The following is a 25,407-nucleotide window of genomic DNA, read 5'->3' as shown; positions in this document are numbered from 1 at the left end:
CTCTTTTTATTGTTGGAGTAGGCGGTGAAGCGGCTGACGCCTTCGCGGGCAAGTCGAATCGTCGCACCGCCGCTCCCACAGGGGCGAGTTGTTCACAAAAGGTGCGGCCACCTCAAACCTGTGGGAGCGTGGCTTGCCCGCGAAGGGGGCGACTCGGTATTAGACTGTGGGCGGCCCGGGATACCCGCAATGCGCCCATGATTCCTTGCGGCCGTACCAGGCCATCATCACCAGTTGCAGCAAAGAGCTGTGGCCCATGCGCAACAGGCTCAGCGAGCTGTTTTCCCAACGATCGAGGAATTGCCGGATATCGTCGGCGCTGGCGTTTTCCCAGCTGCCCCAGATTCCGGTCAACGGTCCGCGGGTGACGGCCATGCCCAGCACATCGAACAGTTGGCTGGTCAGTTTGAGCATTTCCGGCGACAGATGCGCGAGGTTGTAATCCAGGCTTTTAAGTGTGCCTTCGACAGCCTCGGGCATCCGTTCGGAGGTCACGGCGCCATCGAGCATGACCGGAATCAACGCTCGCAAGAACAGCAGGTCGCCGCTGCGCAGCGTGACGAAGCCACTGGCCGGGGAGCTCGCCGAACAGCCGCTAAGGCTGGCGCCCAACCCGGCAGTGGCGAGAAAGGCGCTGGCGCCGAGGCTGAATTTGAGTAACCCGCGCCGTGACAGTGCGGGTGTATCGGACAGACTGGGATTCATTCTTGTTATTTCCCGGCGGTGATGATCGTTAGCGGATGAACAGCTTCTGGATCAGCTTCTGGATCGATTTGCCATACGGCGGGTAAATCAGTTTCGCCGCGTTGAACCGCTGCTTGATCAAGACACCCTTGGCCTTGCTGAAGGTCAGGAAGCCTTCATGGCCATGGTAGTGACCCATGCCCGAGGCACCGATGCCGCCGAACGGCATGTCGTCCTGGGCGACGTGCAGCAGTGTGTCGTTCAGGCACACGCCGCCGGAGTGGGTTTCGTGCAGCACGCGCTGTTGTTCGCGCTTGTCGTAGCCGAAGTAATACAGCGCCAGTGGGCGCGGGCGTTGATTGATGTAGGCAAACGCCTGGTCCAGATCCTTGTACGGCACGATCGGCAGCAGCGGCCCGAAGATCTCGTCCTGCATCACCGTCATCTCATCGGTGACATTGAGCAGCAGGCTATGGCTCATGCGGCGGCCCTGACCCTGGTCGAACAGCGGCATCAGCAGCGCCCCCTTGCTGGTGGCGTCGCTGATATAGCTGTTGAGGCGCGCCAGTTGTCGCTCATTGATGATCGCGGTGTAGTCCGGGTTGTCGGCCAGCGTTGGATAAAACCCGCGGACGGCGGAGCGGTAGGCTTCGACGAAACCTCCCACGCGATCCTCCGGCACCAGCACGTAGTCCGGGGCCACGCAGGTCTGGCCGGCGTTCAGGGTTTTACCGAAGGCGATGCGCTCGGCGGCGTCCTTGAGCGGTACATCGCGGGAAACGATGGCCGGGGACTTGCCGCCCAGCTCAAGGGTCACCGGGGTCAGGTTTTCCGCAGCGGCGCGCATCACGTGTTTGCCAATGCTGGTGGCGCCGGTGAACAACAGGTGATCGAACGGCAGACGTGAAAACGCCACGCCAATGTCTGCCTCGCCAAGGACCACGCACACCAGGTCTTCGGGGAAGATGCGCGCCAGCAGTTGCTTCATCAGCAGGCCGGTCGCGGGGGTCGACTCACTGAGCTTGAGCATCACCCGGTTGCCCGCCGACAGCGCGCCGACCAACGGACCGACGGCCAGGTACAGCGGGTAGTTCCACGGCACGATGACCCCGACCACGCCCAGCGGTTGGTAAACGACTTTGGCAGAAGCGGGCTGGAAAGCGACACCGACCTTGCGCCGCGAAGCTCGCATCCAGCCCTTGAGGTGTTTGCTGGCGTAATGGATGCCGTGCAGGCAGGGCATCAGTTCGGCGACCAGGGTTTCATCGGCGCTGCGATGGCTGAAGTCCTGGCTGATCGCGTCGATCAAGGCCTGGCGTTCGCTGTTCAATAAATCCTTCAGGGCCTTGAGCCATTGCTGGCGCTGCGCGGCAGGCGGCATCGGGTTGGCGGCGTAGGCGGCACGCTGGGCGTCAAACAAGGCCTGAAGCTCTTCCAGCGGCTGCTGTAGGTTTTGCAGGTAGGAAATGTCAGCAGTCATGGTCGGCTCCGGATTTGTTTTAATAAGGCACTTTTTAGAGTCTATACTCTAGAAAGTCAAATAACATCCTGGAACAGCTTTGTTTTATCCGCTCGCGGATAGATCTAAGATGCCCGTCAACGCACTCTGAATTAAAGCTCAAGCCATGGCCCCACGGATCAAAACCAGCGAGCGCATCGTGCAGAACAGCCTGGAGCTGTTCAACCAGCAGGGCGAGCGCAGCATCAGTACCAACCACATTGCTGCCCATATGGAAATTTCCCCGGGCAACCTGTACTACCACTTCCCTAACAAGCAGGCGATCATCGCCGTGCTGTTCAGCGAGTACGAAAGCCTGGTGGACAGCTTCCTGCGTCCGCCCCAGGGGCGTGCCGCCACGGTGGAAGACAAGCGCTTCTACCTCAAGGAGCTGCTGTCAGCGATGTGGCGCTATCGGTTTTTGCATCGCGATCTCGAACATTTGCTCGACAGCGACCCCGAGCTTGCCGACCGCTATCGGCGCTTTTCCCAGCGCTGCCTGATCCAGGGTGGGGCGATCTATGAAGGTTTTGTCGCCGCCGGCATTTTGAAAATGGACAAGGTGCAGATCGAATCCCTGACCCTCAATGCCTGGATCATCCTCACGTCCTGGGTGCGCTTCCTGTGCACCACGCGGGAGAACTCCAGCCACTTGAGCGAACAGGCCATTAAACGTGGGGTTTATCAGGTGCTGGTGCTGGAAGCCGGGTTCGTCACGGATCAGTCCCGCGATGCGGTCAAGGCCTTGTTCGAAGAGTTTTACGTGCCCCTGGCCCAGGCGCTCGAGGAAGTATCGTAGGATCGACGTCTGATAAAAATCACAGGAGCCCGTTATGCCCATTGCGCAATTGATCAGCCCGCAAGCACTGGACCTGAAAAAGGATCAGCCGGGGCTGGTGATTCTCGATTGTCGTTTTGCCCTTGAAGACCCGGATTACGGTCAGCGCAGCTATGCCGAAGGGCACATCGCCGGTTCGAGCTATGCCGACCTCGAGCGTGATTTGAGTGGCGCGGTGGTCAAGGGCGTGACCGGGCGCCATCCGCTGCCCGAGCCGGCGCAACTGATCGAGCGCCTGCAGGCCTGGGGCATCAACGCCGATAGCGAAGTGGTTCTGTACGACGACGGTCCGGGCGCCTATGCGGCGCGGGCCTGGTGGTTGCTGGCCTGGTTGGGCAAGCGCGACGGTGTATTTATCCTCGATGGCGGCCTCAAGGCCTGGCACGCGGCCGGTTTGCCGCTAAGCCTGGATGCTCCGGCGATCACTCGTGGTTCCTTCACCGGCAGTCCTGACACGGCGTTGCTGATCAGTGCCGAACGGCTGCAGAAGCGCCTCTCCCGGCCGGAACTGACCCTGCTCGATGCCCGCGCACTGCCGCGTTTCAAGGGGGAAGTGGAACCGATCGATCCGATTGCCGGGCACATTCCTGGCGCTCAATGTGCGGCGTTTACCGACAACCTGGGCAGTGACGGGCGTTTTCTGCCGGCCGATCAGCTCAAGCAGCGCTTTGCCGCAAAACTGGGTGATCGTTCGCCGAAGGATCTGGTGGCGTACTGCGGTTCCGGCGTGACGGCGTGCCACAACCTGTTTGCGTTGTGTCTGGCCGGTTATCCGTTGAGTTCGTTGTATGCCGGGTCGTGGAGTGAGTGGATCAACGAGCCTGCGCGGGGCATTGCCACAGGCGAATAAACACCACACAACTCTGTGGGAGCGGGCTTGCTCGCGAAAGCGGTGGATCATTCAATATTGATGTTGACTGACACGACGCGTTCGCGAGCAAGCCCGCTCCCACATTGGTTTTTTGTCGCTATCAGGATTTGGGCAGTTGCCGGGCACTGCGATACGCCCCCGGTCCAACCCCATACACCTGCTTGAACTGCCGACTCAGGTGGCTCTGGTCGGCAAACCCCAGTTGCATGGCGACTTCCAGCGGCAGGCAACCACTCTGCAGCAACGCCCGCGCCCGGGCGATGCGTTGTTGCATCAGCCAGGTGTGCGGTGGCATGCCGGTGGCCCGACGGAACACCCGGGCGAAATGGAAGGGTGAGAGGTTGACCGCCACCGCCAGCGTCTCCAGTGAGGGCGGCGCTGCCAGTTGTGCGTGCAGCAATTCCTTGGCCAGGCTCACGGCGCGGTGTTCCTTGCCGGGTTTACCGGCCTCGGGCACCGCCGCGTGACGCTGCAACAGCGACAGCACCAGTTCGCGCCAGACCGTTTGTTGCTGCAAGGCGGTGGCAGGGCTTTCCAGCAAGCGATGGAGTTGGCAGAAGCCGTTCACCAGGTCCTGGTCGCGATACAGCGTGGCACCGAAAGCCGGCAGGTGGTGGGTCGGCAGTTCGAGTTCGGCCAGCAGCGAGGTTATCTGCCCGCTGTCCGGATAAAACGCCCGGTAAAGCCAGCCATCCTCGGTGCCTTTGTGGCCAGTGTGCAATTCATCGGGGTTGATCAGTACCAGCGTGCCGCTGCCCGCGAGGTGTTCGGCACCGCGATAGCGGTAACGCTGGGCGCCGGCCATGATCATGCCGATCACATAGCCGTCATGCACGTGCGGGGCGAAACGATGATCGATGTAGCGGGCGGACAATAACTCGACCCCAGCCAGGGGCGGGGTTTGCCAGAAGTGGATTGACTCGCCCTGGTCAGCGTCCATGATTCAAGCGCGCCCTGTGGCGGCCAGCCACTCGGGGATGCGCCGTTCAAGGTAGTAACCCGGTTGTCTGAGCGTGCCGTCGACGAAGCCGACATGCCCGCCCTTGGCTTGCAGCTCGAATTGCGTGGATGCGGATAACTCATCGGCGTGCGGCAGGCTGTGGGGAAACACGAACGGATCGTCGGCGGCCTGGATCACCAAGGTCGGCGTGCGAATTTCGCCAAGGAAATATCGACTTGATGCACGGCGATAGTAATCCTCTGCATCGGCGAACCCGTGCAGTGGCGCGGTGACGCGGCCATCGAAATCCCAGAACGTGCGCATGTTTTCCAGTGATCCGAGGGCCGCCAGGGCTGCCAGTCCATCCTCGCGTCCGTCGTGTTGGAACTGTCGCTGTTTGTTCTTGATGTAGGCGACCATCTCGCGCATGAAATGTGCCTGGTAAACCTTGGAGAAACCCTGGCCGATGCGGTCGGCGCACTGGTCCAGGCGGAACGGCACCGATACCGCCACGGCTGCCGTCACGCCGCTGTCGCTGCCGGTTTCGCCCAGATGCTTGAGCAGGACATTACCCCCCAGGGAGTAACCCACCGCATACAGTGGCGCGAGAGGTCGTTTGGCCCGCAGGTGTTTGATCGCTTCAGCCAGGTCTTCACTGGCGCCGGAGTGGTAACTGCGTGGCAGCAGATTGGGTTCGCCCGAGCAACCACGCCAGTTCAGCGCGACACTGGCCCAACCCCGGTCACCCAGGGTTTTTTGCAAGCCAGCGACATAAGGTGAATTCGAGGACCCGGTGAGCCCGTGCAGCACCAGCACCAAGGGCGCGTCGACGCTGTGCGGACCGAGCCAGTCCAGATCGAGAAAGTCGCCATCTTCAAGCCACAGGCGTTCGCGTTCGCGGCCGATGTGCACGGTTTTACGCCACAGCGGCCCCCACAAGGTTTGCAAGTGCGGGTTACCGAGGCCGAAGGCCGGGGTGAAGCGTTCTGGCGGATGGGGCACGTTCTTTCTCGATGCAGCGGTGCGTAGCGGGTACGCACCTTTTTCAGGCCGGTCGATTAACCGGCGATCTCTGCCATACGTTGCCACAACGAGTAGTAGACGCGCCCGGATTTCTGCTCGCGGTGCAGGCGCCAGTTCTCCGGCAGGCCCAGGGTCGACGGCGCGGACTCGCTTTCGGTGTACACCCAGGCATCTTCGGCCAGCCATTGGCGCTCTTCGAGCAACTTGCAAACGGCGGGTAGCAGGTTCTGGTTGAACGGCGGGTCGAGGAACACCAGGTCGTAGGCCGTTGCGGTCTGGGTTTCCAGGTAGCGCAGGGCATCGGCGGTCTGGACCTGGCCGTTGGTGCACCGCAGGGTGCCCAGGTGCTCCTTCAGGCTGGACACCGCGATGCTGCTGGCGTCCAGCGCCTGGCCCATGGCCGCGCCGCGGGACAGGGCTTCGAGGAACAGCGCGCCGCTGCCGGTGAACGGGTCGAGCACCTTGGCGCCCGGCACGTAAGGCGCGAGCCAGTTGAACAGGGTTTCACGCACGCGGTCCGGCGTCGGGCGCAGGCCCGGGGCGTCGGGGAAGCTCAACTTACGGCTGCGCCATTCGCCACCGATGATGCGCAACTGGTTCACGCCGTTATGGACGTTTTTGGCGGGTTTCTTGGGACTGGCCATTAATGCTCCGGAACCCCGAGCGGCTGCTCGGAAGGTTTATCAGTAGGGGCCGGTAACGGCTTTTGCGGCACGGTCGGGCCAGCGCTGACGATGACCATTTTGTCTGTGCCCAGGTGTTTGTTCATGGCGGCTTTGACCTGTTCGACGGTCAAGGCCTGAGACTGTTGCATGAATTCTTCCAGGTGGCTCAACGGCAGGTTGTAGAAACCGATGGCGCCCAGTTGGCCGACGATATCGGCGTTGCTGGCGGTGGACAGCGGGAAGCTGCCGGCCAGTTCGCGCTTGGCGTCGTCGAGCTCCTTTTCGGTCGGGCCGGTTTCAAGGTACTCGGCCAGGACGTCCTGCACCAGTTTCAGGGTGCCTTCGCTCATCTCGGCGCGGGTCTGCAGGTTGATCATGAACGGGCCGCGCACCTGCATCGGGGTGAAGCCCGAATACACGCCGTAAGTCAGGCCACGCTTCTCGCGCACTTCGCTCATCAATCGGGTGCCGAAACCGCCGCCACCGAGAATCTGGTTACCCATGGACAACGCCGCGTAGTCCGGATCGTCGCGATCGATGCCCAATTGCGCGAGCATCAGGTTGGTCTGCTTGGACGGGAACTCTATGTGGCCGATGCTCGCCTTCGGCTCAGTCGGCTGCGCGACTTTTGGCAGTGCCGGGCCTTTGGGCAGGGCGGCGGAAACCTGTGCGGCAATTGTTTCGGCTTCGGCGCGGGACAGGTCGCCAACCAGCGCGATCACCACGTTACCTGCTGCGTAGGCTTTCTCGTGGAAAGCACGCAGTTGTGCCTGGGTGATCGCCGGTACGCTTTTCGCCGTGCCGTCGCTGGAATGCGCGTATGGGTGATCTCCGTACAAGCGGCTCATCAGTTCCAGGCTCGCCAGTTTGCCGGGGTTCTGTTTCTGGTATTCGAAACCGGCGAGCATCTGGTTCTTGATGCGCAGCAGTGAGTCAGCCGGGAAGGTCGGCTTGCCGATGACTTCGGCAAACAGCTTCAGGGCCGGCTCGCGCTTGTCCTTGGTACTCAGGCTGCGCAGTGAAGCGATTGCCATGTCTTTGTAAGCACCGTTGCCGAAATCGGCGCCCAGGCCTTCGAAGCCCTGGGCAATGGCGCCGACGTCTTTGCCGGCCACGCCTTCGTTGAGCATGGCGTTGGTCAACAGCGCCAGGCCCGGCGTATCGCCGTCCTGGCTGCTGCCGGCGGCGAAGATCAGGCGCATGTCGAACATCGGCAGCTCATGGGCTTCGACGAACAGCACCTTGGTGCCTTCGGCAGTGTTCCAGGTCTGCACGTCCAGCTTGCGGTGGTCCGGCGCCTTGCCGTTGAGCTCGGTCAGCGATTGCAGTTTCTGGCTGGCCTTGGCTTTGTCCAGAGCTTCACTGGCACTGGTTTCGCCGGAGCGCGACATATAGAACGCGGCAGAGCCGATAACAGCGACAGCGATCAGCCCGATCAGGGGCAGACGGGAGGGTTTACGCTCACTCATGAGTCGTCTCCAGAGGCAGTACATGGGCGACGCTGAGACGTTCGCGGGTGAAATACAGCTTGGCGGCTTTCTGGATATCTTCCGGGGTCACGCTTTCCAGGTCGGCCAGTTCGGTGTCCATCAGCTGCCACGACAGGCCGACGGTTTCCAGTTGGCCGATGGCGGTGGCCTGGCTGGTGATCGAGTCGCGCTCGTAGACCAGGCCGGCGATGACTTGTGCGCGAACCCGTTCTAGCTCTTCGGCCGTCGGCGCGGTGTTTTTCAACTGATCGAGTAGCTTCCACAATCCGGCTTCGGCCTGGGCGATGGTCTTGTGTTTCTGTGTGTTTGGCGATGCCGACAGGGTGAACAGGCTATCGCCACGGGTGTAGGCGTCGTAACTCGACGAGCCGCCGGACACCAGTTCTTCTCCGCGCTCCAGTTGCGTCGGGATGCGTCCGCTGTAGCCGCCATCGAGCAGCGCCGAGATCAGACGCAGGGCATTGACCAGGCGTTTGTCTTCGGCGGTGGCAATGCTCGGCACGTTGAAGGCCAGCATCAGGCTGGGCAGTTGGGTTTGCACATGCAGGGTGATCTGGCGCTCGCCCGGTTCGGCCAGTTCCAGCGGCTTTTTCGCGGCCGGCACATCACGCTTGGCGATCGGGCCGAAATAGCGTTGGGCCAGAGCCTTGACTTCGTCCGGCGTCACGTCGCCGACCACCACCAGCGTGGCGTTGTTCGGCACGTACCAGGTCTGGTACCAGTGGCGCAGTTCTTCGACCTTCATCCGCTCAAGATCGGCCATCCAGCCGATGGTCGGCGTGTGATAGCCGCTGGCCGGGTAAGCCATGGCCTTGAAGCGCTCATAGGCCTTGGACATCGGCTTGTCGTCGGTGCGCAGGCGACGTTCTTCCTTGATGACCTCGATTTCCTTGGCAAACTCGTCGGCCGGCAGGCGCAGGCTGGCCATGCGGTCGGCTTCCAGTTCGAAGGCCACGCCCAGGCGATCCCGGGCCAGCACCTGGTAGTACGCGGTGAAGTCGTCGCTGGTAAATGCGTTCTCTTCGGCGCCGAGGTCGCGCAGGATCAGCGAGGCTTCACCGGGGCCGACCTTCTCGCTGCCCTTGAACATCATGTGTTCCAGAGCGTGGGACAGGCCGGTATTGCCCGGCGTCTCGTAGCTGGAGCCGACCTTGTACCAGACCTGGGAAACCACAACAGGTGCACGATGGTCTTCGCGCACGACCACCTTCAAGCCGTTATCGAGAGTGAATTCGTGGGTGGGTTGCGGATCGGCAGCCAGGGCCGAAAGGGGCAGGCAAACTGTGCTGAGCAGCAGGCCTGCGGCGCGGCGGGCAAGAGCATTCATTCGTTTTCAAACCTTTGGGGCTGCCCGCTTGTTCTTAGCGTCAGCGGGCGAGAGGGTGCTAGGATACTGATCCGTTTTAGCGGCGGCCACGCCTATCAGGCCTTTATGCTTGATCAGGTTGAATGGGTTTGCGACGGAAGGTGGATATTTATCAACTGAATTCCGCGTTTTCGCCGATTTTGCTGCTTTAGTCCAATGAGAAATCGATTCCGTGAGGTGCCATTGAGTACCTCGACAAAATGTTGCGCGTGAACAAGCTGGGTCAATCACAGTCTGTTCTGCATCGATTATTTATTTGCCGGGGCGCCATTGGCGCGTCGCTACCGTGAGATAGCCGTCCTCCATGTTTGGTTCCAACGACGACAAGAAGACCCCAGCTGCGGCTGGCGAGAAAAAAAGCCTGTTCGGATGGCTGCGCAAAAAGCCGCAGGAACCCGTCGTCGAACAGCCACAAGCCATTCCTGAACCAGCGCCGACGCCGGTCCCGGTAATAGAAGAAGCGCCCGCGCCGGTTGTTCTGCCGGCTGCCGAGCCGTTGCTGCAGCCCAAGGTTGAAGCCGCTCCCGAACCTGTCAGCGAAATCGTCACCGAACAGCCGCTGGCCCCTACAGCCGAACCGTGGTTGACCCTGCCGGTAGCCGAAGAACCCGTGGCATTGGTCGAAAATGACCTGGCCCCCCACGTGACCCCACCGATTCCGGCCCCGGCAGCGTTCACGCCTGCACCGGTTCTTGCGCCTGTGGTCGAAGCGATTGTTGAACCAATCGTCGTGGCCGAGCCTGTTCCCGTTGTCAGCCAGCCAGAGGTTCCGGTATTCGTTGCTCCGGTTGCTCAAGCACCTGTACCCGCTCCGATTCCTGCGCCGATCACGACGCCCGTCGAAACCCCGGTAGAACCTGTACGCACCGAAGAAACCAAAGCCGGTTTCTTCGCCCGCCTCAAGCAGGGCCTGTCCAAGACCAGCGCCAGTATCGGCGAAGGCATGGCCAGCCTTTTCCTGGGCAAAAAGGTCATTGATGACGAACTGCTCGAGGATCTCGAAACCCGTTTGCTGACCGCCGACGTTGGTGTCGAAGCCACCTCGGTGATCATTCAGCGTTTGACGCAGAAGGTTGCGCGCAAGGAACTGGCCGACGCCGACGCCCTGTACAAATCCCTGCAAGCCGAGCTGGCCGCGATGCTCAAGCCCGTCGAGCAGCCGCTGAAAATCACCTCGCAGAACAAGCCGTTCGTGATTCTGGTCGTCGGCGTCAACGGTGCCGGCAAGACCACCACCATCGGCAAGCTGGCGAAGAAACTGCAGCTGGAAGGCAAAAAAGTCATGCTCGCCGCCGGCGACACCTTCCGCGCCGCGGCGGTAGAGCAGTTGCAGGTCTGGGGCGAGCGCAACAAGATCCCGGTGATCGCCCAGCATACTGGCGCCGACTCGGCCTCGGTGATCTTCGATGCCGTGCAGGCCGCCAAGGCTCGCGGCATCGATGTGTTGATCGCCGACACCGCCGGCCGCCTGCACACCAAAGACAACCTGATGGAAGAACTGAAAAAGGTTCGCCGCGTCATCGGCAAGCTCGACGCCGACGCACCTCACGAAGTGCTCCTGGTGCTTGACGCCGGCACCGGCCAGAACGCCATCAACCAGGCCAAGCAATTCAACCAGACCGTCGAACTGACCGGCCTGGCGCTGACCAAGCTCGACGGCACCGCCAAGGGCGGGGTGATTTTCGCCCTGGCCAAGCAATTCGGCCTGCCGATCCGCTACATCGGCGTCGGCGAAGGCATCGACGATTTGCGTACCTTTGAAGCAGAACCCTTTGTCCAGGCATTGTTTGCCGAGCGGGAGCGTTCATGATTCGTTTCGAGCAGGTCGGTAAGCGCTACCCGAACGGTCACGTCGGCTTGCATGAGCTGAGCTTTCGAGTCCGTCGTGGCGAGTTCTTGTTTGTCACCGGCCATTCCGGCGCCGGTAAAAGCACCTTGTTGCGGCTGCTGCTGGCCATGGAACGTCCGACCAGCGGCAAATTGCTGCTCGCCGGGCAAGACCTGAGCACCATCAGCAACGCACAGATTCCTTTCCTGCGTCGGCAGATTGGCGTGGTATTCCAGAATCACCAGCTGTTGTTCGATCGCACGGTGTTCAATAACGTCGCGTTGCCTTTGCAGATCCTCGGGCTGTCCAAGGCCGAGATCGCCAAGCGCGTGGACTCGGCACTGGAGCGAGTAGCGCTGTCGGATAAAACCGACTTGTACCCGGGCGACCTGTCCACCGGTCAGCAGCAGCGCGTCGGCATCGCCCGCGCCATTGTCCATCGCCCGGCCTTGCTACTGGCGGATGAACCGACCGGTAACCTCGACCCGCGTCTGGCCGCCGAGATCATGGGGGTGTTCGAAGACATCAATCGCCTGGGCACCAGCGTGCTGATCGCCAGTCACGACCTGGCTCTGATCGCTCGCATGCGCCATCGCATGCTGACGCTGCAACGCGGTCGTTTGATCGGTGACGGGGAGGCCGCGGTATGAGTGCAACACGTAGCCCCAAGGTTTCCGAGCGCGTGGCCCCGAAAGCCGCCGATCCGCAGCCGCAAAAGAAAAAACACGACGATGATGACGGGCCGGACTTCGCCACGTTGTTCCGTGCCTGGATCGAAAGCCATCGCGCCAGCATGGTCGACAGCCTGCGTCGCCTGGGCAAGCAGCCCATCGGCAGTTTTTTCACCTGCATGGTGATGGCGGTGGCCCTGAGCTTGCCCATGGGGCTGTCACTTTTGCTAAGTAACGTCGAGCGTCTGGGTGGTTCCTGGCAGCGCGCGGCGCAGATTTCCCTGTATCTGGACCTTGAGGCCAAACCGGCCGAAGGCGAATCACTGCGCGATCAGATCAAGGGCATGCCGGGCGTCGCCGACGCCGAATACGTTGGCCGGGATCAGGCGCTGGAAGAGTTCCAGCAACAGTCGGGGCTGGGCGAGGCGCTTAAGGAGTTGCCGGAGAACCCGTTGCCAGGCGTGGTCCTGGTGACGCCGACCGAAGTCGACAAGCCGGCCCTTGAAGCATTAAGACAAAAACTATCCGAGCTGCCGAAGGTACAGCAGGCGCAACTTGATTTAGTCTGGGTCGAGCGTCTGGCAGCCATCCTCAAGCTGGGTGACCGTTTTGTCTTCGGTCTGACCGTGCTTCTGGTTTCTGCATTACTTTTGGTGATAGGCAATACCATTCGTCTTCATATTGAAAACCGCCGCACAGAGATAGAAGTGATTAAACTGGTCGGCGGCACTGACAGCTATGTCCGCAGGCCCTTCCTGTATATGGGGGCGCTGTATGGCTTCGGTGCGGGGATTCTGTCCTGGGGCGTGCTTGCGTTTGGCCTTGATTGGCTGAACGACGCGGTGGTTGGGCTGGCCGGTTTGTACGGCAGTGATTTTGCGCTGGCTGGAGTGCCAGTTGCCGACGGTCTGTCTCTCTTGCTTGGCGCGGTGCTGTTGGGGTATATCGGTGCATGGATTGCAGTCGCACGCCACCTGAGGGAGCTTGCGCCTAAGTAGTATCATTTTGCTCGTATTGACCTTTCAGCGTTTATGGGTTTTAGGGAACTTGTCTTTCGGTTTCCGGTCAATTTTCGCAGTGCTGAACTGCACGAGTTTGTAAGTCGGAGGTTTTTTCGTATGACCAATTCTTTGCAACCTGCATATGCTCTGGTCCCGGGTGCGAACCTGGAGGCCTATGTGCACACCGTCAACAGCATTCCATTGCTGTCGCCGGAGCAGGAGCGTGAACTGGCCGAGAGTCTCTATTATGAGCAGGATTTGGGGGCGGCTCGGCAGATGGTGCTCGCCCACCTGCGTTTTGTCGTACATATCGCCCGTAGCTATTCCGGCTACGGCCTGGCTCAGGCTGACCTGATCCAGGAAGGCAACGTCGGCCTGATGAAGGCCGTGAAGCGCTTCAACCCGGAAATGGGCGTGCGCCTGGTGTCCTTTGCCGTGCACTGGATCAAGGCGGAAATCCACGAGTTCATCCTGCGCAACTGGCGCATCGTGAAAGTCGCGACCACCAAGGCCCAGCGCAAGCTGTTCTTCAACCTGCGCAGCCAGAAGAAACGCCTGGCCTGGTTGAATAACGAGGAAGTTCATCGCGTCGCTGAAAGCCTGGGCGTAGAGCCTCGGGAAGTGCGTGAGATGGAAAGCCGTCTGACCGGCCATGACATGGCGTTCGACCCGGCTGCCGAAGCGGACGACGACAGTGCTTTCCAGTCGCCGGCCAACTATCTGGAAGACCACCGGTACGACCCGGCGCGTCAACTGGAAGACGCCGACTGGAGCGACAACTCCAACCACAATCTGCACGAAGCGCTGGAAGTGCTGGACGACCGTAGCCGTGACATTCTCTACCAGCGCTGGCTGGCAGAAGAAAAAGCCACGCTGCACGACCTGGCGCAGAAGTACAACGTGTCGGCCGAGCGTATTCGCCAGCTCGAGAAGAGCGCGATGAACAAGCTCAAGTTGTCGATCGCTGCTTAAACTGGCGAGCAGGCAGTAAAAAAACCGAGCAGTGATCCTGTGGGAGCGAGCTTGCTCGCGATGAGGTCCGAACATTCAATACATAAGTTGAATGTCAGGCCGTCATCGCGGGCAAGCCCGCTCCCACAGTGTTTTTCAGGGCCAGAAGAATTGTGATCGGTTATTGGGACCAAGGCGCCCGGCGCGAATCGTTCAGCCCGACCAGATAGCTGTCCCCACCCAACTGGCTCATCTGCTGCCTGATCCAGCCAGCCCGGCGTGAAACGTAGGAAGTCGGATGGCTTGCGCTCCAGACCCGCGGGTTCGGCAGTACGGCAGCCAGCAAGCTCGATTGCTGTCGGCTGAGGTTTTTCGCGCTGGTCCCAAAATGATGCCGTGCCGCCGCTTCAGCGCCAAACACACCGTCATCCCACTCGACACTGTTGAGGTACACCTCAAGAATTCGCTGCTTGGGCCAGAACACTTCGATCAGCCCGGTGAACCAGGCTTCCAGGCCTTTGCGCAGCCAGCTGCGGCCAGACCACAGGAACAGGTTTTTCGAGACTTGCTGGCTGAGTGTGCTGGCGCCACGGATCGAACCGCCGCGCTCGTTATGGGCAAACGCCGCCTGAATCGCGCCGATATCGAAGCCCCAGTGCTCCGGGAACTTCTGGTCTTCGCCGGCAATCACCGCGACTTTCAAGTCGTCGGAGATCTCGTCCCAAGGTTTCCAGGTCCGTTGCAGGTCGATGGGTTCGCCGTCAAACCAGGATTCGATCTTGCGCTCGACCATCAGCGTCGTCCCCGGAGGCGGCACCACGCGAAAGATCAGCACCAGCAATACGCTGCCACCCATGAACCAGAGCACGGCCTTGGAGAAATGATGGAAATAGATACGCAGCATAGAGATGGCTTGGCCGAACCCGTTGAGCGGGCCATTATACAGACCCTTTGGATCGAAACTGACTGGAGTTCTGCATGCTGCGTGGCTTTCTGATGCTGGCCGCTTTTTTCGGCTTCACCGGTGTCGGCCTCGGGGCCTTTGCCGCCCATGGCCTGAAGAACCGCCTGAGCGCCGAGTACCTGGCGATCTTTCACACCGGCGTCACCTATCAACTGGTGCACGCCCTGGCGTTGCTCGGTATCGCAGCGCTGGCCACGCAGGTTCCCGGTCGTTTGGTCACCTGGGCCGGCGCATCGTTTGCCGTCGGAATTCTGCTGTTTTCCGGCAGTCTTTACGTGCTGACGCTGACGGGTATCAGCAAGCTCGGCATCATCACGCCTTTCGGCGGTCTAGCGTTCCTCGTGGGCTGGTTCTGCCTGGGACTCGCCGCCTGGCGCCTGTAGGAGCGAGCTTGCTCGCGATGGGCGTCAACGATAACGCGTGCTGACTGATTTAACGCATTGCCCTGGCGTTTTTCGCGAGCAAGCTCGCTCCTACAAGGGCCATAACGACGAATGGCTTGGGTCGGCCTGACTGATCGGGCTAGAATGCCTGCCCCAAAAAATGATGGCGGCATCCGGCATGCGCATTCAGTTGAACGGCGAATCCTTTGAACTGCCCGACGGTGAAACCGTTGCGGCCCTGCTCACCCGTCTGGACCTGACCGGACGCCGGGTGGCGGTCGAACTCAATCTGGATATCGTCCCGCGCAGTCAGCATGCAGACACCACGTTGAACGACGGTGACAACGTCGAAGTGGTACACGCCATCGGCGGCGGCTAGTAGTCTCGGCCGAGTGGCCACAGAATTCTGCAAGTACCTCACCCCTACAGAGGATTTCCCATGAGCATCGTTCGCAGCGACAAGCCTTTCGTCCTGGCCGGTCGTACTTACCAGTCGCGTTTGCTGGTCGGTACCGGCAAGTACCGTGACATGGAAGAAACCCGCCTGGCCATCGAAGCCTCGGGTGCCGAGATCGTCACCTTCGCCGTGCGCCGCACCAACCTCGGTCAGATCGAGGGCGAGCCGAACCTGCTCGAAGTGCTGTCGCCGGATCGCTACACCTTTCTGCCGAACACAGCCGGTTGCTACGACGCCATTGAAGCCGTGCGCACCTGCCGCCTGGCCCGTGAGCTGCTCGACGGCCACAATCTGGTGAAGCTGGAAGTGCTGGCCGATCAGAAAACCCTGTTCCCCAACGTGATCGAAACCCTCAAGGCCGCCGAAACGCTGGTCAAGGAAGGCTTCGACGTGATGGTCTACACCAGTGATGACCCGATCATCGCCCGGCAACTGGCGGAAATCGGCTGTATCGCGGTGATGCCGCTGGCCGGTCTGATCGGTTCGGGTCTGGGGATCTGCAATCCGTACAACCTGCAGATCATTCTCGAAGAAGCCAAAATCCCGGTGTTGGTGGATGCTGGCGTCGGTACCGCTTCCGACGCCACCATCGCCATGGAACTGGGTTGTGATGCGGTGCTGATGAACTCGGCCATCGCCCACGCCCAGCAACCGGTCATGATGGCTGAAGCCATGAAACATGCGATCGTCGCAGGCCGCCTGGCTTACCTTGCCGGCCGTATGCCGAAAAAACTCTATGCCAGCGCCTCTTCGCCGCTGGATGGTCTGATCAAGTAAGAGCCATTGATGACTGAATCGAACGACACGCCAATCCAGACGGAAGAAGGCGACGAGCGCCAACACCGCCGCATCAAGAGTTTCGTGATGCGCGCCGGGCGCATGACCGAAGGCCAGCAACGCGGCCTGGAGCAGGGCGCGCCGCTGTTCGTGCTGCCGCTGGCCGACGCGCCGGTGGACTTCGACCAGGTGTTCGGTCGCTCGGCACCGCGCTCGCTGGAAATCGGTTTCGGCATGGGCCATTCGTTGCTGGAAATGGCAGCGGCTGCGCCGGACCAGGACTTCATCGGCGTCGAGGTTCACCGTCCGGGTGTCGGGGCGCTGCTCAATGGCGTGCTGACGCAAGGGCTGACCAACCTGCGGGTCTACGATTGCGATGCGATCGAAGTGCTCAACCGCTGCGTGGCCGATAACAGCCTTGATCGCCTGATGCTGTTTTTCCCGGATCCGTGGCACAAGAGCCGTCACCACAAGCGCCGTATCGTCCAGGCGTCCTTCGCCGAGCTGGTGCGCAGCAAGTTGAAGGTCGGCGGCATTCTGCACATGGCCACCGACTGGGAACCGTACGCCGAATACATGCTGGAAGTGATGAACGTTGCCCCGGGTTATCGCAACCTGGCCGAAGACGGCAAGTGCGTACCGCGCCCGGCCGAGCGCCCAATCACCAAGTTCGAACGCCGTGGCGAGCGTCTTGGGCATGGCGTTTGGGATTTGAAGTTCGAAAAACTGGCGTAAAACCTGTGGGAGCGAGCTTGCTCGCGATGGCGGCCTGACAGTCAACAGAGATGTTGGATGTTATGGCCCCATCGCGAGCAAGCTCGCTCCCACAGTTGTTTTGTGTGTGCTGCAGGATTAGCGGCGATCCGCGACCACGCCAATCAACACCAGCACCACCAACAACACCGGCGCCAGGCTGTAGTTGTTGAACTGGCTCAAGCCGCGCACGACCCAGGGCGTGGCATAGATCAGCGCCGCACCGCTGCCGATCATGCACAGTAGAGCCATCAGTGGCACGCGCAAGGCGCCGGCGATGCTGCCCAGGCGCTGCTCGACCCAGCCTTTGAAATCCGCACCAAACAGCACCAGCAGGCAGCCCACCAGGGCCAGGGCGATTTCCGAGAGGTTGCTGCGGCTCCAGCGAGACACGGTGGCAAGCAGGTCGAGTACCAAATCCATTCGATTTCCTTATGTCAGAAATTTCTGCAGCAAGTCGTTGAGGAAGAGTTGTCCGCGTTCGGTGGCTACCAGGCGTGACGGTTCGACCTGCAACAGGCCGCTTTGTTCGGCTTCACGTCGGCCTTCAGCAAGGCTTTCCAGGGTCATGCCGGTACGCTCAGGGTACAGCCGCGATTCGACGCCTTCTGTCAGGCGCAGCGCGTTCATCAGGAATTCGAACGGCATTTCGTCGTTGGTCAGCGCTTTCTCGCCGGCCCGGAAGCTTTTCGCCGGATTCAGGTAATCCTTCGGCAGGCGGGTTTTCCAGGTGCGGACAATGCGCCCGTCCGGGTGACTGAGCTTGCCGTGGGCACCGGCGCCAATGCCGATGAAGTCGCCAAAACTCCAGTAGTTAAGGTTGTGGCGCGCCGGGCGACCGGGCAGGGCATAGGCCGAGACTTCGTACTGTGCGTAACCGTGTTCGGCCAGCAGCGCTTGCCCGGCCTCCTGAATGTCCCACAGCGTGTCGTCTTCCGGCAGTGTCGGCGGCTGGTTCCAGAACACCGTGTTCGGTTCCAGGGTCAGTTGATACCACGACAGGTGTGTCGGTTTCAGGGCGATGGCTGTGCGCAGGTCGGCCAAGGCATCGTCCAGGGACTGATTCGGCAAGCCATGCATCAAGTCCAGGTTGAAGTTATCGAAGCCGGCCTGCCGCGCCATGCCGGCGGCACGTACGGCTTCGTCGCCGTTGTGAATCCGGCCCAGGGCCTGGAGTTTTTCCTGTTGGAAGCTCTGGATGCCGATCGACAGGCGGTTGATCCCCAGTTTCCGGTACGCCACGAACTTGTCTTGCTCGAACGTACCCGGATTGGCTTCCAGCGTGATTTCGATGTCGCTGGCAAAGGGGATGCGCTGTTCGACGCCTTTGAGCAAGCGACCCAGGGAATCGGCACTGAACAGGCTCGGCGTGCCACCACCAAAGAAGATCGAGCTCAGTTCACGGCCATGGACGGCGTGCAGGTCCTGGTCGAGATCGGCCAGCAACGCGTCGACATACTCCTCTTCCGGCAGCACAGGGCTGGCGGTGTGGGAGTTGAAGTCGCAATAAGGGCATTTGCGCACACACCACGGGATGTGGATGTACAGCGCCAAGGGCGGCAACACAGGCAGTGCCGCCCGGGGCGATGAAGCATCGCCGCCGAAGATCAGCGGCGACGCGGATGATTCACGGGTCATTTCAAGCCCAGACGCTGGCGCAGCAGATCCATTGCACGGGCGCGGTGGCTGATCTGGTTCTTGTCGGCAGGGCTCAGTTCGGCGCTGGAGCAATTGCGCTCCGGCACCCAGAACAGCGGGTCGTAGCCAAAACCGTGTTCGCCGCTGGCCTGGGTCAGGATTCGCCCGTGCCACAAACCTTCGCACAGGATCGGCAACGGATCGTCGGCGTGACGTACCAGTGCCAGCACGCAGACGAACTGCGCCCCACGCTCGGCTTCAGGCACGTCTTTCAGCACGTCGAGGAGCTTGGCGTTGTTCGCCGCATCGCCCTTGCCGTCGGCATAACGCGCCGAATAAATGCCAGGCGCACCACCGAGGAAATCCACCGCCAGCCCGGAATCGTCGGCCAGCGCCGGCAAACCGGAAATGCGCGCGGCATTACGGGCCTTGAGGATGGCGTTCTCGACGAACGACAGACCGGTTTCTTCAGGCTCGACGCTGCTGAACTCGCCGATCGAGCGCAGATGCACCGACTCGCCGAGCATGGCCTGGAGTTCCTTGAGTTTGCCGGCGTTATGGCTGGCCAATACGAGTTGCGTGAAGTTGATCATTGGCCAGGGAAGAGCTCTTGGTTGAAATTGATGGTGTTGATTTTGTCACCGGTCTGCACCTTGATCTCAAAGGTGCGGACTTCCTGTTGATCCACCGGATATTGCGCGATGTAGTAGATCGCGCCTTGTTCGGTGATCTGTTTGAACTTCAGTGGCACGGTCTGGCTGGTCAGGTCTTTGACCGAACCGCTCACTTGGGCCATCAGTGGCTTGCCTTCCTTGAGCACCGAGATATTGATCACGCCCTGGTTCTTGCTGCGGACCAGTTCGGCGGACTTGGCAATGTCCGGGGTCAGGTAGGTGGAGTTGAAGGTGTTGTAGTGCACCGTCACGTCACCGAAGGTTTCCTGGCGTTCGCCCTTGATGGCTTCGGCGCCCATGGCGGTGACGCTCAGGCAGGCAGTGAGTAGAAACAAAGCAAGACGACCCATGATCGTTCTCCTTGAAGTAGGGTGGATCAGACCGCGACCTTGTGGTCGGAAAGTCCCGGACTGCTGACGCGGTAGATTCCGATCTCACCTAACAGATTAGGCCATAGCTTACTGGCCCACCCGTGCCGATGCTGTTGATCCACGGCAAGCCGATCAATGACCTTCGCTTCACGTTCACGACACAAGGCTTCAAAGTCCGCGAAGGTGCAGAAGTGGATGTTCGGCGTGTTGTACCAGGTGTACGGCAGGAACTCGGAAACCGGCATCCGGCCCTTGCTCGCCAGGTACCAGCGGCAGCGCCAGTGACCGAAATTCGGGAAGGTGATGATGCACTGACGGCCCACGCGCAGCATTTCTTCGAGGATCCTGTCCGGGTAATGCACGGCTTGCAGCGCCTGTGTCATGACCACGATGTCGAAACTGTTGCTGGCGAAGTTGCCCAGGCCCTTGTCCAGGTCCTGTTCGATGACGTTGATGCCCTTGGCCACGCACTCGGCAATGTTGTCGGCGTCGTTTTCCAGGCCATAACCGGTGACTTGCTTGTTATCGCGCAGCCAGGTCAGCAGTTCGCCATCGCCGCACCCGAGGTCGAGCACGCGGCTGCCGGCGGGGATCCATTCCTGGATGATTTCCAGATCAGCTCTCATGGCTTTCTCACAACGTAATGCGGTTCATGTAATTGCCGAACGCCTGCAGGTAGCGCGGGATCGGAATCAGGAAGGCGTCGTGGCCTTGCGGTGCGTCGATCTCGAGGTAGCAGACGTCCTTGCGCGCGGCCATCAGCGCGTCCACCAGCTCTCGCGAGCGGGCAGGGGAGAAGCGCCAGTCGGTGGTGAACGACATCACGCAGAACTTGGCTTTGGCACCTTCAAAGGTTTTCGCCAGGTTATCGTCGAAGTTCGCCGCCGGATCGAAGTAATCGAGCGCCTTGGTCATCAACAGGTACGTGTTGGCGTCGAAGCGCCCGGAGAACTCTTCGCCCTGATAGCGCAGGTAGCTTTCGACCTGGAACTCGACGCTGTGGAAGTCGTAGTTGAGCTTCTCGCTCTTCAGCCCACGGCCGAATTTTTCGCCCATGGAGTCGTCGGACAGGTAAGTGATATGCCCGACCATCCGCGCCAGCATCAGGCCGCGCTTGGGGATCACGCCTTGTTCCTGGAACGAACCGCCGTGGAATTCAGGGTCGGTGAGGATCGCCTGGCGTGCCACTTCGTTGAACGCGATGTTCTGTGCCGACAGCTTGGGCGCCGAGGCAATGGCCAGGCAGTGACGGATGCGGTCGGGGTAGGTGATGCTCCATTGCATCGCTTGCATACCTCCGAGGCTGCCGCCGATCACGGCCGCGAACTCGGCGATGCCGAGACGATCGGCCAGGCGCGCCTGACTGTGCACCCAATCTTCGACGGTCAATACCGGAAAATCGGCGCCGAACGGCTTGCCGGTGTCCGGGTTGATGCTGCTCGGGCCGGTGGAGCCGTTGCAGCCGCCGAGGTTGTTCAGGCTGACCACGAAGAATTTGTTGGTGTCGATTGGCTTGCCGGGGCCGATGCAGCTGTCCCACCAACCGGGTTTACGGTCGTCGGCGCTGTGGTAGCCAGCAGCGTGGTGGTGCCCGGACAAGGCGTGGCAGATCAGCACGGCGTTGCTCGCCGTGGCGTTGAGCGTGCCGTAGGTTTCGTAGATCAGGTCATAGGCCGGGAGCGAACGCCCACAGGCCAAGGCCAGCGGCTCGCTGAAGTGCGCCACTTGCGGCGTCACCAGACCAACAGAATCGGGGGGAAAGGCAGCTGGCATCGACCCTGCTCTCATTGAAATGAGGCGTAAGTCTAAAGACCGCTGGGGTTAGCGGCAAGCAAAGGTCCGAGCTGATTTTTTCATGTAAGACCGAGGTGTACCATTCGCGAGCAGGCTCGCTCCCACAGGATTGATGCAGTCCATGTGGGAGCGAGCCTGCTCGCGATGAACGATAACGCGGTCAGCCCGCAGGGCGGGCCAGATCAGGCAAGTCCGGCAACTTCTTCGGCGAACAGATCCGCACCCGTTTCTGCCGGTTCAACTCGCCACTGATCAAACTGACCTGGCTCTTGGACACGCCAAATGCCTTGGCCAGAAACGCCATCAGATACGCGTTGGCCTTGCCCTCGACTGGCGGTGCGGTCAGGCGGATCTTCAGGCGATCACCGTGCAGCCCGGCGAAGTCATCGCTACGGGCTGCCGGTTGCAGGTGACACTCCAGAATCAGGTCGTCACCGTCCCAGCGAAACCAGCTCACCGGGTCAGATCAACACGCGGAGGATTTCCGGCATCATGGTCAAGGCTGCGAGGTTGTTGATCACCAGCATGTCGACCAGTTTGATCGCCAGGAACGCAAAGATCGGCGACAGATCAAGCCCGCCCAGGTTCGGCAGGAACTTGCGGAACGGCGCCAGGGCCGGCTCGCAGATGTCGTTCACCAGTTCGGCGCCCGGGTTATGGCTGCCCGGTGCGACCCAGGACAGGATCACGCTGATGATCAGGGCAAAGAAGAAGATGTTCAGGAATAGCGCGGTCACACCGATGAGCGACCAGATCAGCAGTTGCAGCGGATTGCCGGTGGTGCCGTAGGTCAGCAACAGGGTCAGGGCCATCAGTGCCAGTTGCACCAGGATCGCCAGCACCAGCGAGGACATGTCCAGGCCGAACACGCTCGGGATGATCCGGCGCAGCGGCTTGAGCAGCGGCTGGGTGGCCTTGACGATGAACTGGCAGATCGGGTTGTAGAAGTTCGCCCGCACCAGTTGCAGTACGAAGCGCATCAGCACGATCAGCAGGTACAGGCTGCCGAGGGTTTGCAGCACGTAGACCGCTGCGGTGTTCAATCCAATCATGAAAAGCTCCTTATTGACCCAGTTGTTCGGCCATCTCGGCCGAGCGATGCGCGGCAGCGCCGAGTGCTTTTTCGACCAGGGCTTCAAAGCCATTGGCCTGGAACGACTTGATTGCAGCTTCAGTGGTGCCCGCAGGGGAGGTGACACGGCGGCGCAGCTCGGCCGCGTCGACGTCACTGGAGACCGCCATGTGCGCGGCGCCCAGTGCGGTTTGCAAGGTCAGTTGCGCGGCGATGTCCGCCGGCAGGCCAAGTTTCACGCCGGCGGCGGTCATGGCCTCGATCAGCAGGAAGAAATACGCCGGGCCCGAGCCGGAAACGGCGGTGACGGCGTCCAGTTGCTGCTCTTCATTGAGCCATAAGGCGATGCCGACCGCGGACAGCAGCTCCTGGGCTTGCTGGCGCTGTTCGGCGGTCACTTGGGCTGTTGCGAACAAGCCGCTCACGCCCTGACGCAGTAGCGCCGGGGTGTTGGGCATGCAGCGCACGATCGGCTGGGCGCCAAGCCAGTTGTTCATGCTGGCGCAGGTGATGCCTGCGGCAATCGACACCACCAGTTGATGGGGCTTGAGGCTTGGGCGAATCGCTTCGCACACGGCTTTCATCGCCTGCGGCTTGACCGCAAGGACGACGACGTCGGCGCCTTCGATGGCCTGGGCGTTGTCGGCGAAGGTTTCGATGCCGTGTTCAGCGCTCACGCGGGCGCGGGTTTCTTCGCCCGGATCGCTGGCGCGAATCTGCGCGGCTTCCAGACCCTTGGCCCGCAGGCCGCCGATCAGGCTGGCGGCCATGTTGCCGGCACCGATAAAGGCAATACGCGTCTTGCTCATGTCAGGTCCTTATAAAGAAGAGAGTCGGTCATGGGTTATGGCCGATCGTAATCACGGGCGCCAAACAGGGCCGTACCGATACGGACCCAGGTGGCGCCCTGGGCAATGGCCGACTCAAGGTCGTGGCTCATGCCCATGGAAAGTGTGTCGAGTGGCAGATTCAGGCTGGCTTGCAGGCTTTGCACGGCCGCAAACGCGGCGTCCTGGGCGGCGCGATCTTCAGTCGGCTCAGGGATGGCCATCAGCCCGCGCAACGTCAGGCGCGGCAAGGCGCTGATGGCACTGGCCAGGGCCGGCAGGTCAGCCGGGGTGCAGCCGGATTTGCTGGCTTCACCGCTGACGTTGACCTGAATGCAGATATTCAGGGGCGGCAAATCGGCAGGACGTTGTTCGGACAGGCGTTGTGCGATTTTCAGACGATCCACGGAATGCACCCAGTCGAAGTGCTCGGCGATAGCACGAGTCTTGTTCGATTGAATGGGGCCGATGAAGTGCCAGATCAAGGGCAGGTCGGCCAGTTCAAGCTGTTTGCCCAGCGCTTCCTGCAGGTAATTCTCGCCAAAGTCGCGCAGGCCGGCGGCGTAGGCTTCACGCAGGTCCTGTGCGGGTTTGGTCTTGCTCACGGCCAGCAGATGGACGCTGTTTTCGGCGCGATTGGCGGCAAGTGTTGCGGCATGGATGCGCGAACTAACTTCGAGAATGTTGTCTGCTATGGTGGACATCAAGAGGCGCCAGCGGTCTGAAGGTTCGCGGCATTCTACTGGAATTGAGAGGCGCTATGGATATCACTGAGCTGCTGGCGTTCAGCGCCAAACAGGGGGCATCGGATCTGCATTTGTCTGCTGGCCTGCCACCGATGATTAGGGTGGACGGCGATGTGCGGCGCATCAACCTGCCGGCCCTGGACCACCAACAGGTGCAGGCGCTGATCGATGCCATCATGAATGACACTCAGCGGGCGGACTTTGAGAAGCATCTGGAAATCGATTTTTCCTTTGAAGTGCCCGGTGTGGCGCGTTTTCGGGCCAATGCGTTCAATCAGAGCCGTGGCGCGGGTGCGGTATTTCGCACCATTGCGGCGAAAGTGCAGAGCATGGACGAACTGGGCATGGGAGAAGTGTTTCGCAAAATGACCGACGCTCCCCGCGGCCTGGTGCTGGTGACCGGCCCGACCGGTTCCGGCAAATCCACCACGCTGGCGGCGATGATCGACTACCTCAATAACCATCGCCATCACCACATCCTCACCATTGAAGACCCTATCGAGTTTGTCCACGAGCCGCGCAAGTGCCTGATCAACCAGCGTGAGGTCCACCGCGATACCCGCAGCTTCGCCACGGCCTTGCGCTCGGCGTTGCGGGAGGACCCGGACGTGATTCTGGTGGGGGAGATGCGCGATCTGGAAACCATACGCCTGGCGTTGACCGCCGCCGAAACCGGCCATCTGGTGTTCGGCACGCTGCACACCACGTCGGCGGCCAAGACCATTGACCGGGTGGTGGACGTGTTTCCGGGGGACGAGAAGTCAATGGTGCGCTCGATGCTCTCCGAGTCGCTGCTGGCGGTGGTGTCCCAGACGCTGGTGAAGAAGGTCGGCGGCGGACGCATCGCGGCCCACGAAATCATGCTGGGGACGTCGGCGATCCGCAACCTGATCCGCGAAGACAAGGTGGCGCAGATGTACTCGGCGATTCAGTCGGGAGGGGCGTTGGGAATGCAGACGCTGGACATGAGCTTGAAGGACCTGGTGAACAGGGGGTTGATCAGTCGTGATCATGCGCTGGAGAAAGCGCGGTCGCCGGATGGGTTTTGAAAGGCTACGCGGGACCTGTGGCGAGGGGGCTTGCCCCCGTTCGGCTGCGCAGCAGGCGCAAAACAGGTAGTGCGTT

The 25,407-nt window shown here is 61.1% G+C and carries 29 protein-coding genes; 11 read left to right on the top strand and 18 right to left on the bottom strand.

The window, feature by feature from the left end; genetic code table 11:
* Positions 1-159: 159 nt before the first annotated feature.
* Both Q8X48_RS19830 and Q8X48_RS19825 read right to left on the bottom strand, forming a co-directional pair.
* The gene (locus Q8X48_RS19830) at positions 160-705 is read right to left on the bottom strand and encodes a twin-arginine translocation pathway signal protein (RefSeq protein WP_407800023.1); all 546 of its coding nucleotides are present in this window, start codon (positions 703-705) and stop codon (positions 160-162) included.
* Between the two features lie 28 nt (positions 706-733).
* The gene (locus Q8X48_RS19825) at positions 734-2,164 is read right to left on the bottom strand and encodes a coniferyl aldehyde dehydrogenase (RefSeq protein WP_407800022.1); all 1,431 of its coding nucleotides are present in this window, start codon (positions 2,162-2,164) and stop codon (positions 734-736) included.
* Between the two features lie 145 nt (positions 2,165-2,309).
* On the opposite strand from Q8X48_RS19825, the gene Q8X48_RS19820 reads away from it, so the two are divergent.
* Positions 2,310-2,981: a TetR/AcrR family transcriptional regulator gene (locus tag Q8X48_RS19820; RefSeq protein WP_015097223.1), complete on the top strand. Its 672-nt coding sequence runs from the start codon at positions 2,310-2,312 to the stop codon at positions 2,979-2,981.
* 34 nt (positions 2,982-3,015) lie between these two features.
* Positions 3,016-3,870 (top strand): sulfurtransferase, encoded by an 855-nt coding sequence (locus Q8X48_RS19815; protein WP_407800021.1) that lies wholly within the window; start codon positions 3,016-3,018, stop codon positions 3,868-3,870.
* A gap of 121 nt (positions 3,871-3,991) precedes the next feature.
* On the opposite strand, the gene Q8X48_RS19810 is transcribed toward Q8X48_RS19815, so the two are convergent.
* From Q8X48_RS19810 to Q8X48_RS19790, 5 genes are read right to left on the bottom strand one after another with little or no spacing between them, the layout of a single operon-like run.
* The gene (locus Q8X48_RS19810; RefSeq protein ID WP_407800020.1) at positions 3,992-4,831 is read right to left on the bottom strand and encodes an AraC family transcriptional regulator; all 840 of its coding nucleotides are present in this window, start codon (positions 4,829-4,831) and stop codon (positions 3,992-3,994) included.
* Positions 4,832-4,834: 3 nt separating this feature from the next.
* A complete protein-coding gene (locus Q8X48_RS19805; protein ID WP_407800019.1) occupies positions 4,835-5,833 on the bottom strand; it encodes a hydrolase in 999 nt (332 codons plus the stop codon).
* A 56-nt stretch (positions 5,834-5,889) separates the two neighbouring features.
* The gene (rsmD, locus tag Q8X48_RS19800) at positions 5,890-6,498 is read right to left on the bottom strand and encodes a 16S rRNA (guanine(966)-N(2))-methyltransferase RsmD (RefSeq protein ID WP_015097219.1); all 609 of its coding nucleotides are present in this window, start codon (positions 6,496-6,498) and stop codon (positions 5,890-5,892) included.
* Positions 6,498-7,988, bottom strand: a complete 1,491-nt coding sequence (locus Q8X48_RS19795) for a M16 family metallopeptidase (RefSeq protein WP_407800018.1) — start codon at positions 7,986-7,988, stop codon at positions 6,498-6,500. The genes rsmD and Q8X48_RS19795 overlap by 1 nt, the downstream gene beginning before the upstream one ends.
* A complete protein-coding gene (locus tag Q8X48_RS19790; RefSeq protein WP_407800017.1) occupies positions 7,981-9,336 on the bottom strand; it encodes a M16 family metallopeptidase in 1,356 nt (451 codons plus the stop codon). The genes Q8X48_RS19795 and Q8X48_RS19790 overlap by 8 nt, the downstream gene beginning before the upstream one ends.
* Before the next feature lie 343 nt (positions 9,337-9,679).
* Here Q8X48_RS19790 and ftsY point away from each other — a divergent pair, with 343 nt between their 5' ends.
* From ftsY to rpoH, 4 genes are all read left to right on the top strand, one after another.
* Positions 9,680-11,185, top strand: coding sequence for a signal recognition particle-docking protein FtsY (gene ftsY / locus Q8X48_RS19785; protein WP_407800016.1), 1,506 nt, complete (start codon positions 9,680-9,682; stop codon positions 11,183-11,185).
* Positions 11,182-11,853, top strand: a complete 672-nt coding sequence (gene ftsE / locus Q8X48_RS19780; protein ID WP_007975383.1) for a cell division ATP-binding protein FtsE — start codon at positions 11,182-11,184, stop codon at positions 11,851-11,853. The genes ftsY and ftsE overlap by 4 nt, the downstream gene beginning before the upstream one ends.
* Complete coding sequence (gene ftsX, locus Q8X48_RS19775; protein WP_095964214.1) at positions 11,850-12,872, top strand: permease-like cell division protein FtsX; 1,023 nt, start codon at positions 11,850-11,852, stop codon at positions 12,870-12,872. The genes ftsE and ftsX overlap by 4 nt, the downstream gene beginning before the upstream one ends.
* A gap of 120 nt (positions 12,873-12,992) precedes the next feature.
* Entirely contained in the window at positions 12,993-13,847 is an 855-nt protein-coding gene (gene rpoH, locus Q8X48_RS19770) for an RNA polymerase sigma factor RpoH (protein WP_007975386.1), read from the top strand.
* Between the two features lie 160 nt (positions 13,848-14,007).
* Here the strand turns inward: rpoH and mtgA are convergent, their stop codons facing one another.
* The gene (gene mtgA, locus Q8X48_RS19765; RefSeq protein WP_015097215.1) at positions 14,008-14,730 is read right to left on the bottom strand and encodes a monofunctional biosynthetic peptidoglycan transglycosylase; all 723 of its coding nucleotides are present in this window, start codon (positions 14,728-14,730) and stop codon (positions 14,008-14,010) included.
* 74 nt (positions 14,731-14,804) lie between these two features.
* Here mtgA and Q8X48_RS19760 point away from each other — a divergent pair, with 74 nt between their 5' ends.
* From Q8X48_RS19760 to trmB, 4 genes are all read left to right on the top strand, one after another.
* Positions 14,805-15,173 carry a DUF423 domain-containing protein gene (locus tag Q8X48_RS19760; RefSeq protein ID WP_015097214.1) on the top strand — a complete coding sequence of 123 codons (369 nt, stop codon included), beginning with the start codon at positions 14,805-14,807 and terminating at the stop codon, positions 15,171-15,173.
* A gap of 178 nt (positions 15,174-15,351) precedes the next feature.
* The gene (gene thiS / locus Q8X48_RS19755; protein WP_007953386.1) at positions 15,352-15,552 is read left to right on the top strand and encodes a sulfur carrier protein ThiS; all 201 of its coding nucleotides are present in this window, start codon (positions 15,352-15,354) and stop codon (positions 15,550-15,552) included.
* 60 nt (positions 15,553-15,612) lie between these two features.
* The gene (locus tag Q8X48_RS19750; RefSeq protein WP_007975390.1) at positions 15,613-16,407 is read left to right on the top strand and encodes a thiazole synthase; all 795 of its coding nucleotides are present in this window, start codon (positions 15,613-15,615) and stop codon (positions 16,405-16,407) included.
* 9 nt (positions 16,408-16,416) lie between these two features.
* Positions 16,417-17,142 carry a tRNA (guanosine(46)-N7)-methyltransferase TrmB gene (gene trmB / locus Q8X48_RS19745; protein WP_057398140.1) on the top strand — a complete coding sequence of 242 codons (726 nt, stop codon included), beginning with the start codon at positions 16,417-16,419 and terminating at the stop codon, positions 17,140-17,142.
* A gap of 117 nt (positions 17,143-17,259) precedes the next feature.
* Here the strand turns inward: trmB and Q8X48_RS19740 are convergent, their stop codons facing one another.
* From Q8X48_RS19740 to Q8X48_RS19695, 10 genes are all read right to left on the bottom strand, one after another.
* Positions 17,260-17,583 (bottom strand): DUF3392 domain-containing protein, encoded by a 324-nt coding sequence (locus Q8X48_RS19740; protein ID WP_007975393.1) that lies wholly within the window; start codon positions 17,581-17,583, stop codon positions 17,260-17,262.
* A 9-nt stretch (positions 17,584-17,592) separates the two neighbouring features.
* Positions 17,593-18,798 (bottom strand): radical SAM family heme chaperone HemW, encoded by a 1,206-nt coding sequence (gene hemW / locus Q8X48_RS19735; protein ID WP_407800015.1) that lies wholly within the window; start codon positions 18,796-18,798, stop codon positions 17,593-17,595.
* On the bottom strand, positions 18,795-19,391 hold the full coding sequence (rdgB, locus tag Q8X48_RS19730; RefSeq protein ID WP_407800014.1) for an RdgB/HAM1 family non-canonical purine NTP pyrophosphatase: 597 nt from the start codon (positions 19,389-19,391) through the stop codon (positions 18,795-18,797). The genes hemW and rdgB overlap by 4 nt, the downstream gene beginning before the upstream one ends.
* Positions 19,388-19,822: a DUF4426 domain-containing protein gene (locus Q8X48_RS19725; RefSeq protein ID WP_095964210.1), complete on the bottom strand. Its 435-nt coding sequence runs from the start codon at positions 19,820-19,822 to the stop codon at positions 19,388-19,390. The genes rdgB and Q8X48_RS19725 overlap by 4 nt, the downstream gene beginning before the upstream one ends.
* A gap of 26 nt (positions 19,823-19,848) precedes the next feature.
* A complete protein-coding gene (gene metW / locus Q8X48_RS19720) occupies positions 19,849-20,469 on the bottom strand; it encodes a methionine biosynthesis protein MetW (RefSeq protein WP_223456686.1) in 621 nt (206 codons plus the stop codon).
* 7 nt (positions 20,470-20,476) lie between these two features.
* Positions 20,477-21,616: a homoserine O-succinyltransferase MetX gene (gene metX / locus Q8X48_RS19715; RefSeq protein ID WP_407800013.1), complete on the bottom strand. Its 1,140-nt coding sequence runs from the start codon at positions 21,614-21,616 to the stop codon at positions 20,477-20,479.
* Between the two features lie 181 nt (positions 21,617-21,797).
* Positions 21,798-22,094, bottom strand: coding sequence for a DUF167 domain-containing protein (locus Q8X48_RS19710; RefSeq protein WP_407800012.1), 297 nt, complete (start codon positions 22,092-22,094; stop codon positions 21,798-21,800).
* Between the two features lie 4 nt (positions 22,095-22,098).
* A complete protein-coding gene (locus tag Q8X48_RS19705; RefSeq protein ID WP_095964207.1) occupies positions 22,099-22,689 on the bottom strand; it encodes a YggT family protein in 591 nt (196 codons plus the stop codon).
* Between the two features lie 10 nt (positions 22,690-22,699).
* The gene (gene proC / locus Q8X48_RS19700; protein WP_007975403.1) at positions 22,700-23,518 is read right to left on the bottom strand and encodes a pyrroline-5-carboxylate reductase; all 819 of its coding nucleotides are present in this window, start codon (positions 23,516-23,518) and stop codon (positions 22,700-22,702) included.
* A gap of 35 nt (positions 23,519-23,553) precedes the next feature.
* On the bottom strand, positions 23,554-24,240 hold the full coding sequence (locus Q8X48_RS19695) for a YggS family pyridoxal phosphate-dependent enzyme (RefSeq protein WP_015097206.1): 687 nt from the start codon (positions 24,238-24,240) through the stop codon (positions 23,554-23,556).
* 56 nt (positions 24,241-24,296) lie between these two features.
* On the opposite strand from Q8X48_RS19695, the gene Q8X48_RS19690 reads away from it, so the two are divergent.
* The gene (locus Q8X48_RS19690; RefSeq protein WP_407800011.1) at positions 24,297-25,331 is read left to right on the top strand and encodes a type IV pilus twitching motility protein PilT; all 1,035 of its coding nucleotides are present in this window, start codon (positions 24,297-24,299) and stop codon (positions 25,329-25,331) included.
* The last annotated feature ends 76 nt before the right edge of the window (positions 25,332-25,407 follow it).

Origin of the sequence: Pseudomonas sp. QLc11A, from assembly GCF_052112305.1 — a bacterium.
Classification (GTDB): Bacteria; Pseudomonadota; Gammaproteobacteria; order Pseudomonadales; family Pseudomonadaceae; genus Aquipseudomonas; species Aquipseudomonas laurylsulfatiphila.
This window is presented reverse-complemented; position numbering and strand designations above follow the sequence as displayed.

Bases quoted from the DNA above. Each gene is read 5' to 3' on its own strand.
- Q8X48_RS19830 (WP_407800023.1), bottom strand. From the start codon at position 705: ATGAATCCCAGTCTGTCCGATACACCCGCACTGTCACGGCGCGGGTTA.
- Q8X48_RS19825 (WP_407800022.1), bottom strand. From the start codon at position 2,164: ATGACTGCTGACATTTCCTACCTGCAAAACCTACAGCAGCCGCTGGAA.
- Q8X48_RS19820 (WP_015097223.1), top strand. From the start codon at position 2,310: ATGGCCCCACGGATCAAAACCAGCGAGCGCATCGTGCAGAACAGCCTG.
- Q8X48_RS19815 (WP_407800021.1), top strand. From the start codon at position 3,016: ATGCCCATTGCGCAATTGATCAGCCCGCAAGCACTGGACCTGAAAAAG.
- Q8X48_RS19810 (WP_407800020.1), bottom strand. From the start codon at position 4,831: ATGGACGCTGACCAGGGCGAGTCAATCCACTTCTGGCAAACCCCGCCC.
- rsmD (WP_015097219.1), bottom strand. From the start codon at position 6,498: ATGGCCAGTCCCAAGAAACCCGCCAAAAACGTCCATAACGGCGTGAAC.
- Q8X48_RS19795 (WP_407800018.1), bottom strand. From the start codon at position 7,988: ATGAGTGAGCGTAAACCCTCCCGTCTGCCCCTGATCGGGCTGATCGCT.
- Q8X48_RS19790 (WP_407800017.1), bottom strand. From the start codon at position 9,336: ATGAATGCTCTTGCCCGCCGCGCCGCAGGCCTGCTGCTCAGCACAGTT.
- ftsY (WP_407800016.1), top strand. From the start codon at position 9,680: ATGTTTGGTTCCAACGACGACAAGAAGACCCCAGCTGCGGCTGGCGAG.
- ftsE (WP_007975383.1), top strand. From the start codon at position 11,182: ATGATTCGTTTCGAGCAGGTCGGTAAGCGCTACCCGAACGGTCACGTC.
- ftsX (WP_095964214.1), top strand. From the start codon at position 11,850: ATGAGTGCAACACGTAGCCCCAAGGTTTCCGAGCGCGTGGCCCCGAAA.
- rpoH (WP_007975386.1), top strand. From the start codon at position 12,993: ATGACCAATTCTTTGCAACCTGCATATGCTCTGGTCCCGGGTGCGAAC.
- mtgA (WP_015097215.1), bottom strand. From the start codon at position 14,730: ATGCTGCGTATCTATTTCCATCATTTCTCCAAGGCCGTGCTCTGGTTC.
- Q8X48_RS19760 (WP_015097214.1), top strand. From the start codon at position 14,805: ATGCTGCGTGGCTTTCTGATGCTGGCCGCTTTTTTCGGCTTCACCGGT.
- thiS (WP_007953386.1), top strand. From the start codon at position 15,352: ATGCGCATTCAGTTGAACGGCGAATCCTTTGAACTGCCCGACGGTGAA.
- Q8X48_RS19750 (WP_007975390.1), top strand. From the start codon at position 15,613: ATGAGCATCGTTCGCAGCGACAAGCCTTTCGTCCTGGCCGGTCGTACT.
- trmB (WP_057398140.1), top strand. From the start codon at position 16,417: ATGACTGAATCGAACGACACGCCAATCCAGACGGAAGAAGGCGACGAG.
- Q8X48_RS19740 (WP_007975393.1), bottom strand. From the start codon at position 17,583: ATGGATTTGGTACTCGACCTGCTTGCCACCGTGTCTCGCTGGAGCCGC.
- hemW (WP_407800015.1), bottom strand. From the start codon at position 18,798: ATGACCCGTGAATCATCCGCGTCGCCGCTGATCTTCGGCGGCGATGCT.
- rdgB (WP_407800014.1), bottom strand. From the start codon at position 19,391: ATGATCAACTTCACGCAACTCGTATTGGCCAGCCATAACGCCGGCAAA.
- Q8X48_RS19725 (WP_095964210.1), bottom strand. From the start codon at position 19,822: ATGGGTCGTCTTGCTTTGTTTCTACTCACTGCCTGCCTGAGCGTCACC.
- metW (WP_223456686.1), bottom strand. From the start codon at position 20,469: ATGAGAGCTGATCTGGAAATCATCCAGGAATGGATCCCCGCCGGCAGC.
- metX (WP_407800013.1), bottom strand. From the start codon at position 21,616: ATGCCAGCTGCCTTTCCCCCCGATTCTGTTGGTCTGGTGACGCCGCAA.
- Q8X48_RS19705 (WP_095964207.1), bottom strand. From the start codon at position 22,689: ATGATTGGATTGAACACCGCAGCGGTCTACGTGCTGCAAACCCTCGGC.
- proC (WP_007975403.1), bottom strand. From the start codon at position 23,518: ATGAGCAAGACGCGTATTGCCTTTATCGGTGCCGGCAACATGGCCGCC.
- Q8X48_RS19695 (WP_015097206.1), bottom strand. From the start codon at position 24,240: ATGTCCACCATAGCAGACAACATTCTCGAAGTTAGTTCGCGCATCCAT.
- Q8X48_RS19690 (WP_407800011.1), top strand. From the start codon at position 24,297: ATGGATATCACTGAGCTGCTGGCGTTCAGCGCCAAACAGGGGGCATCG.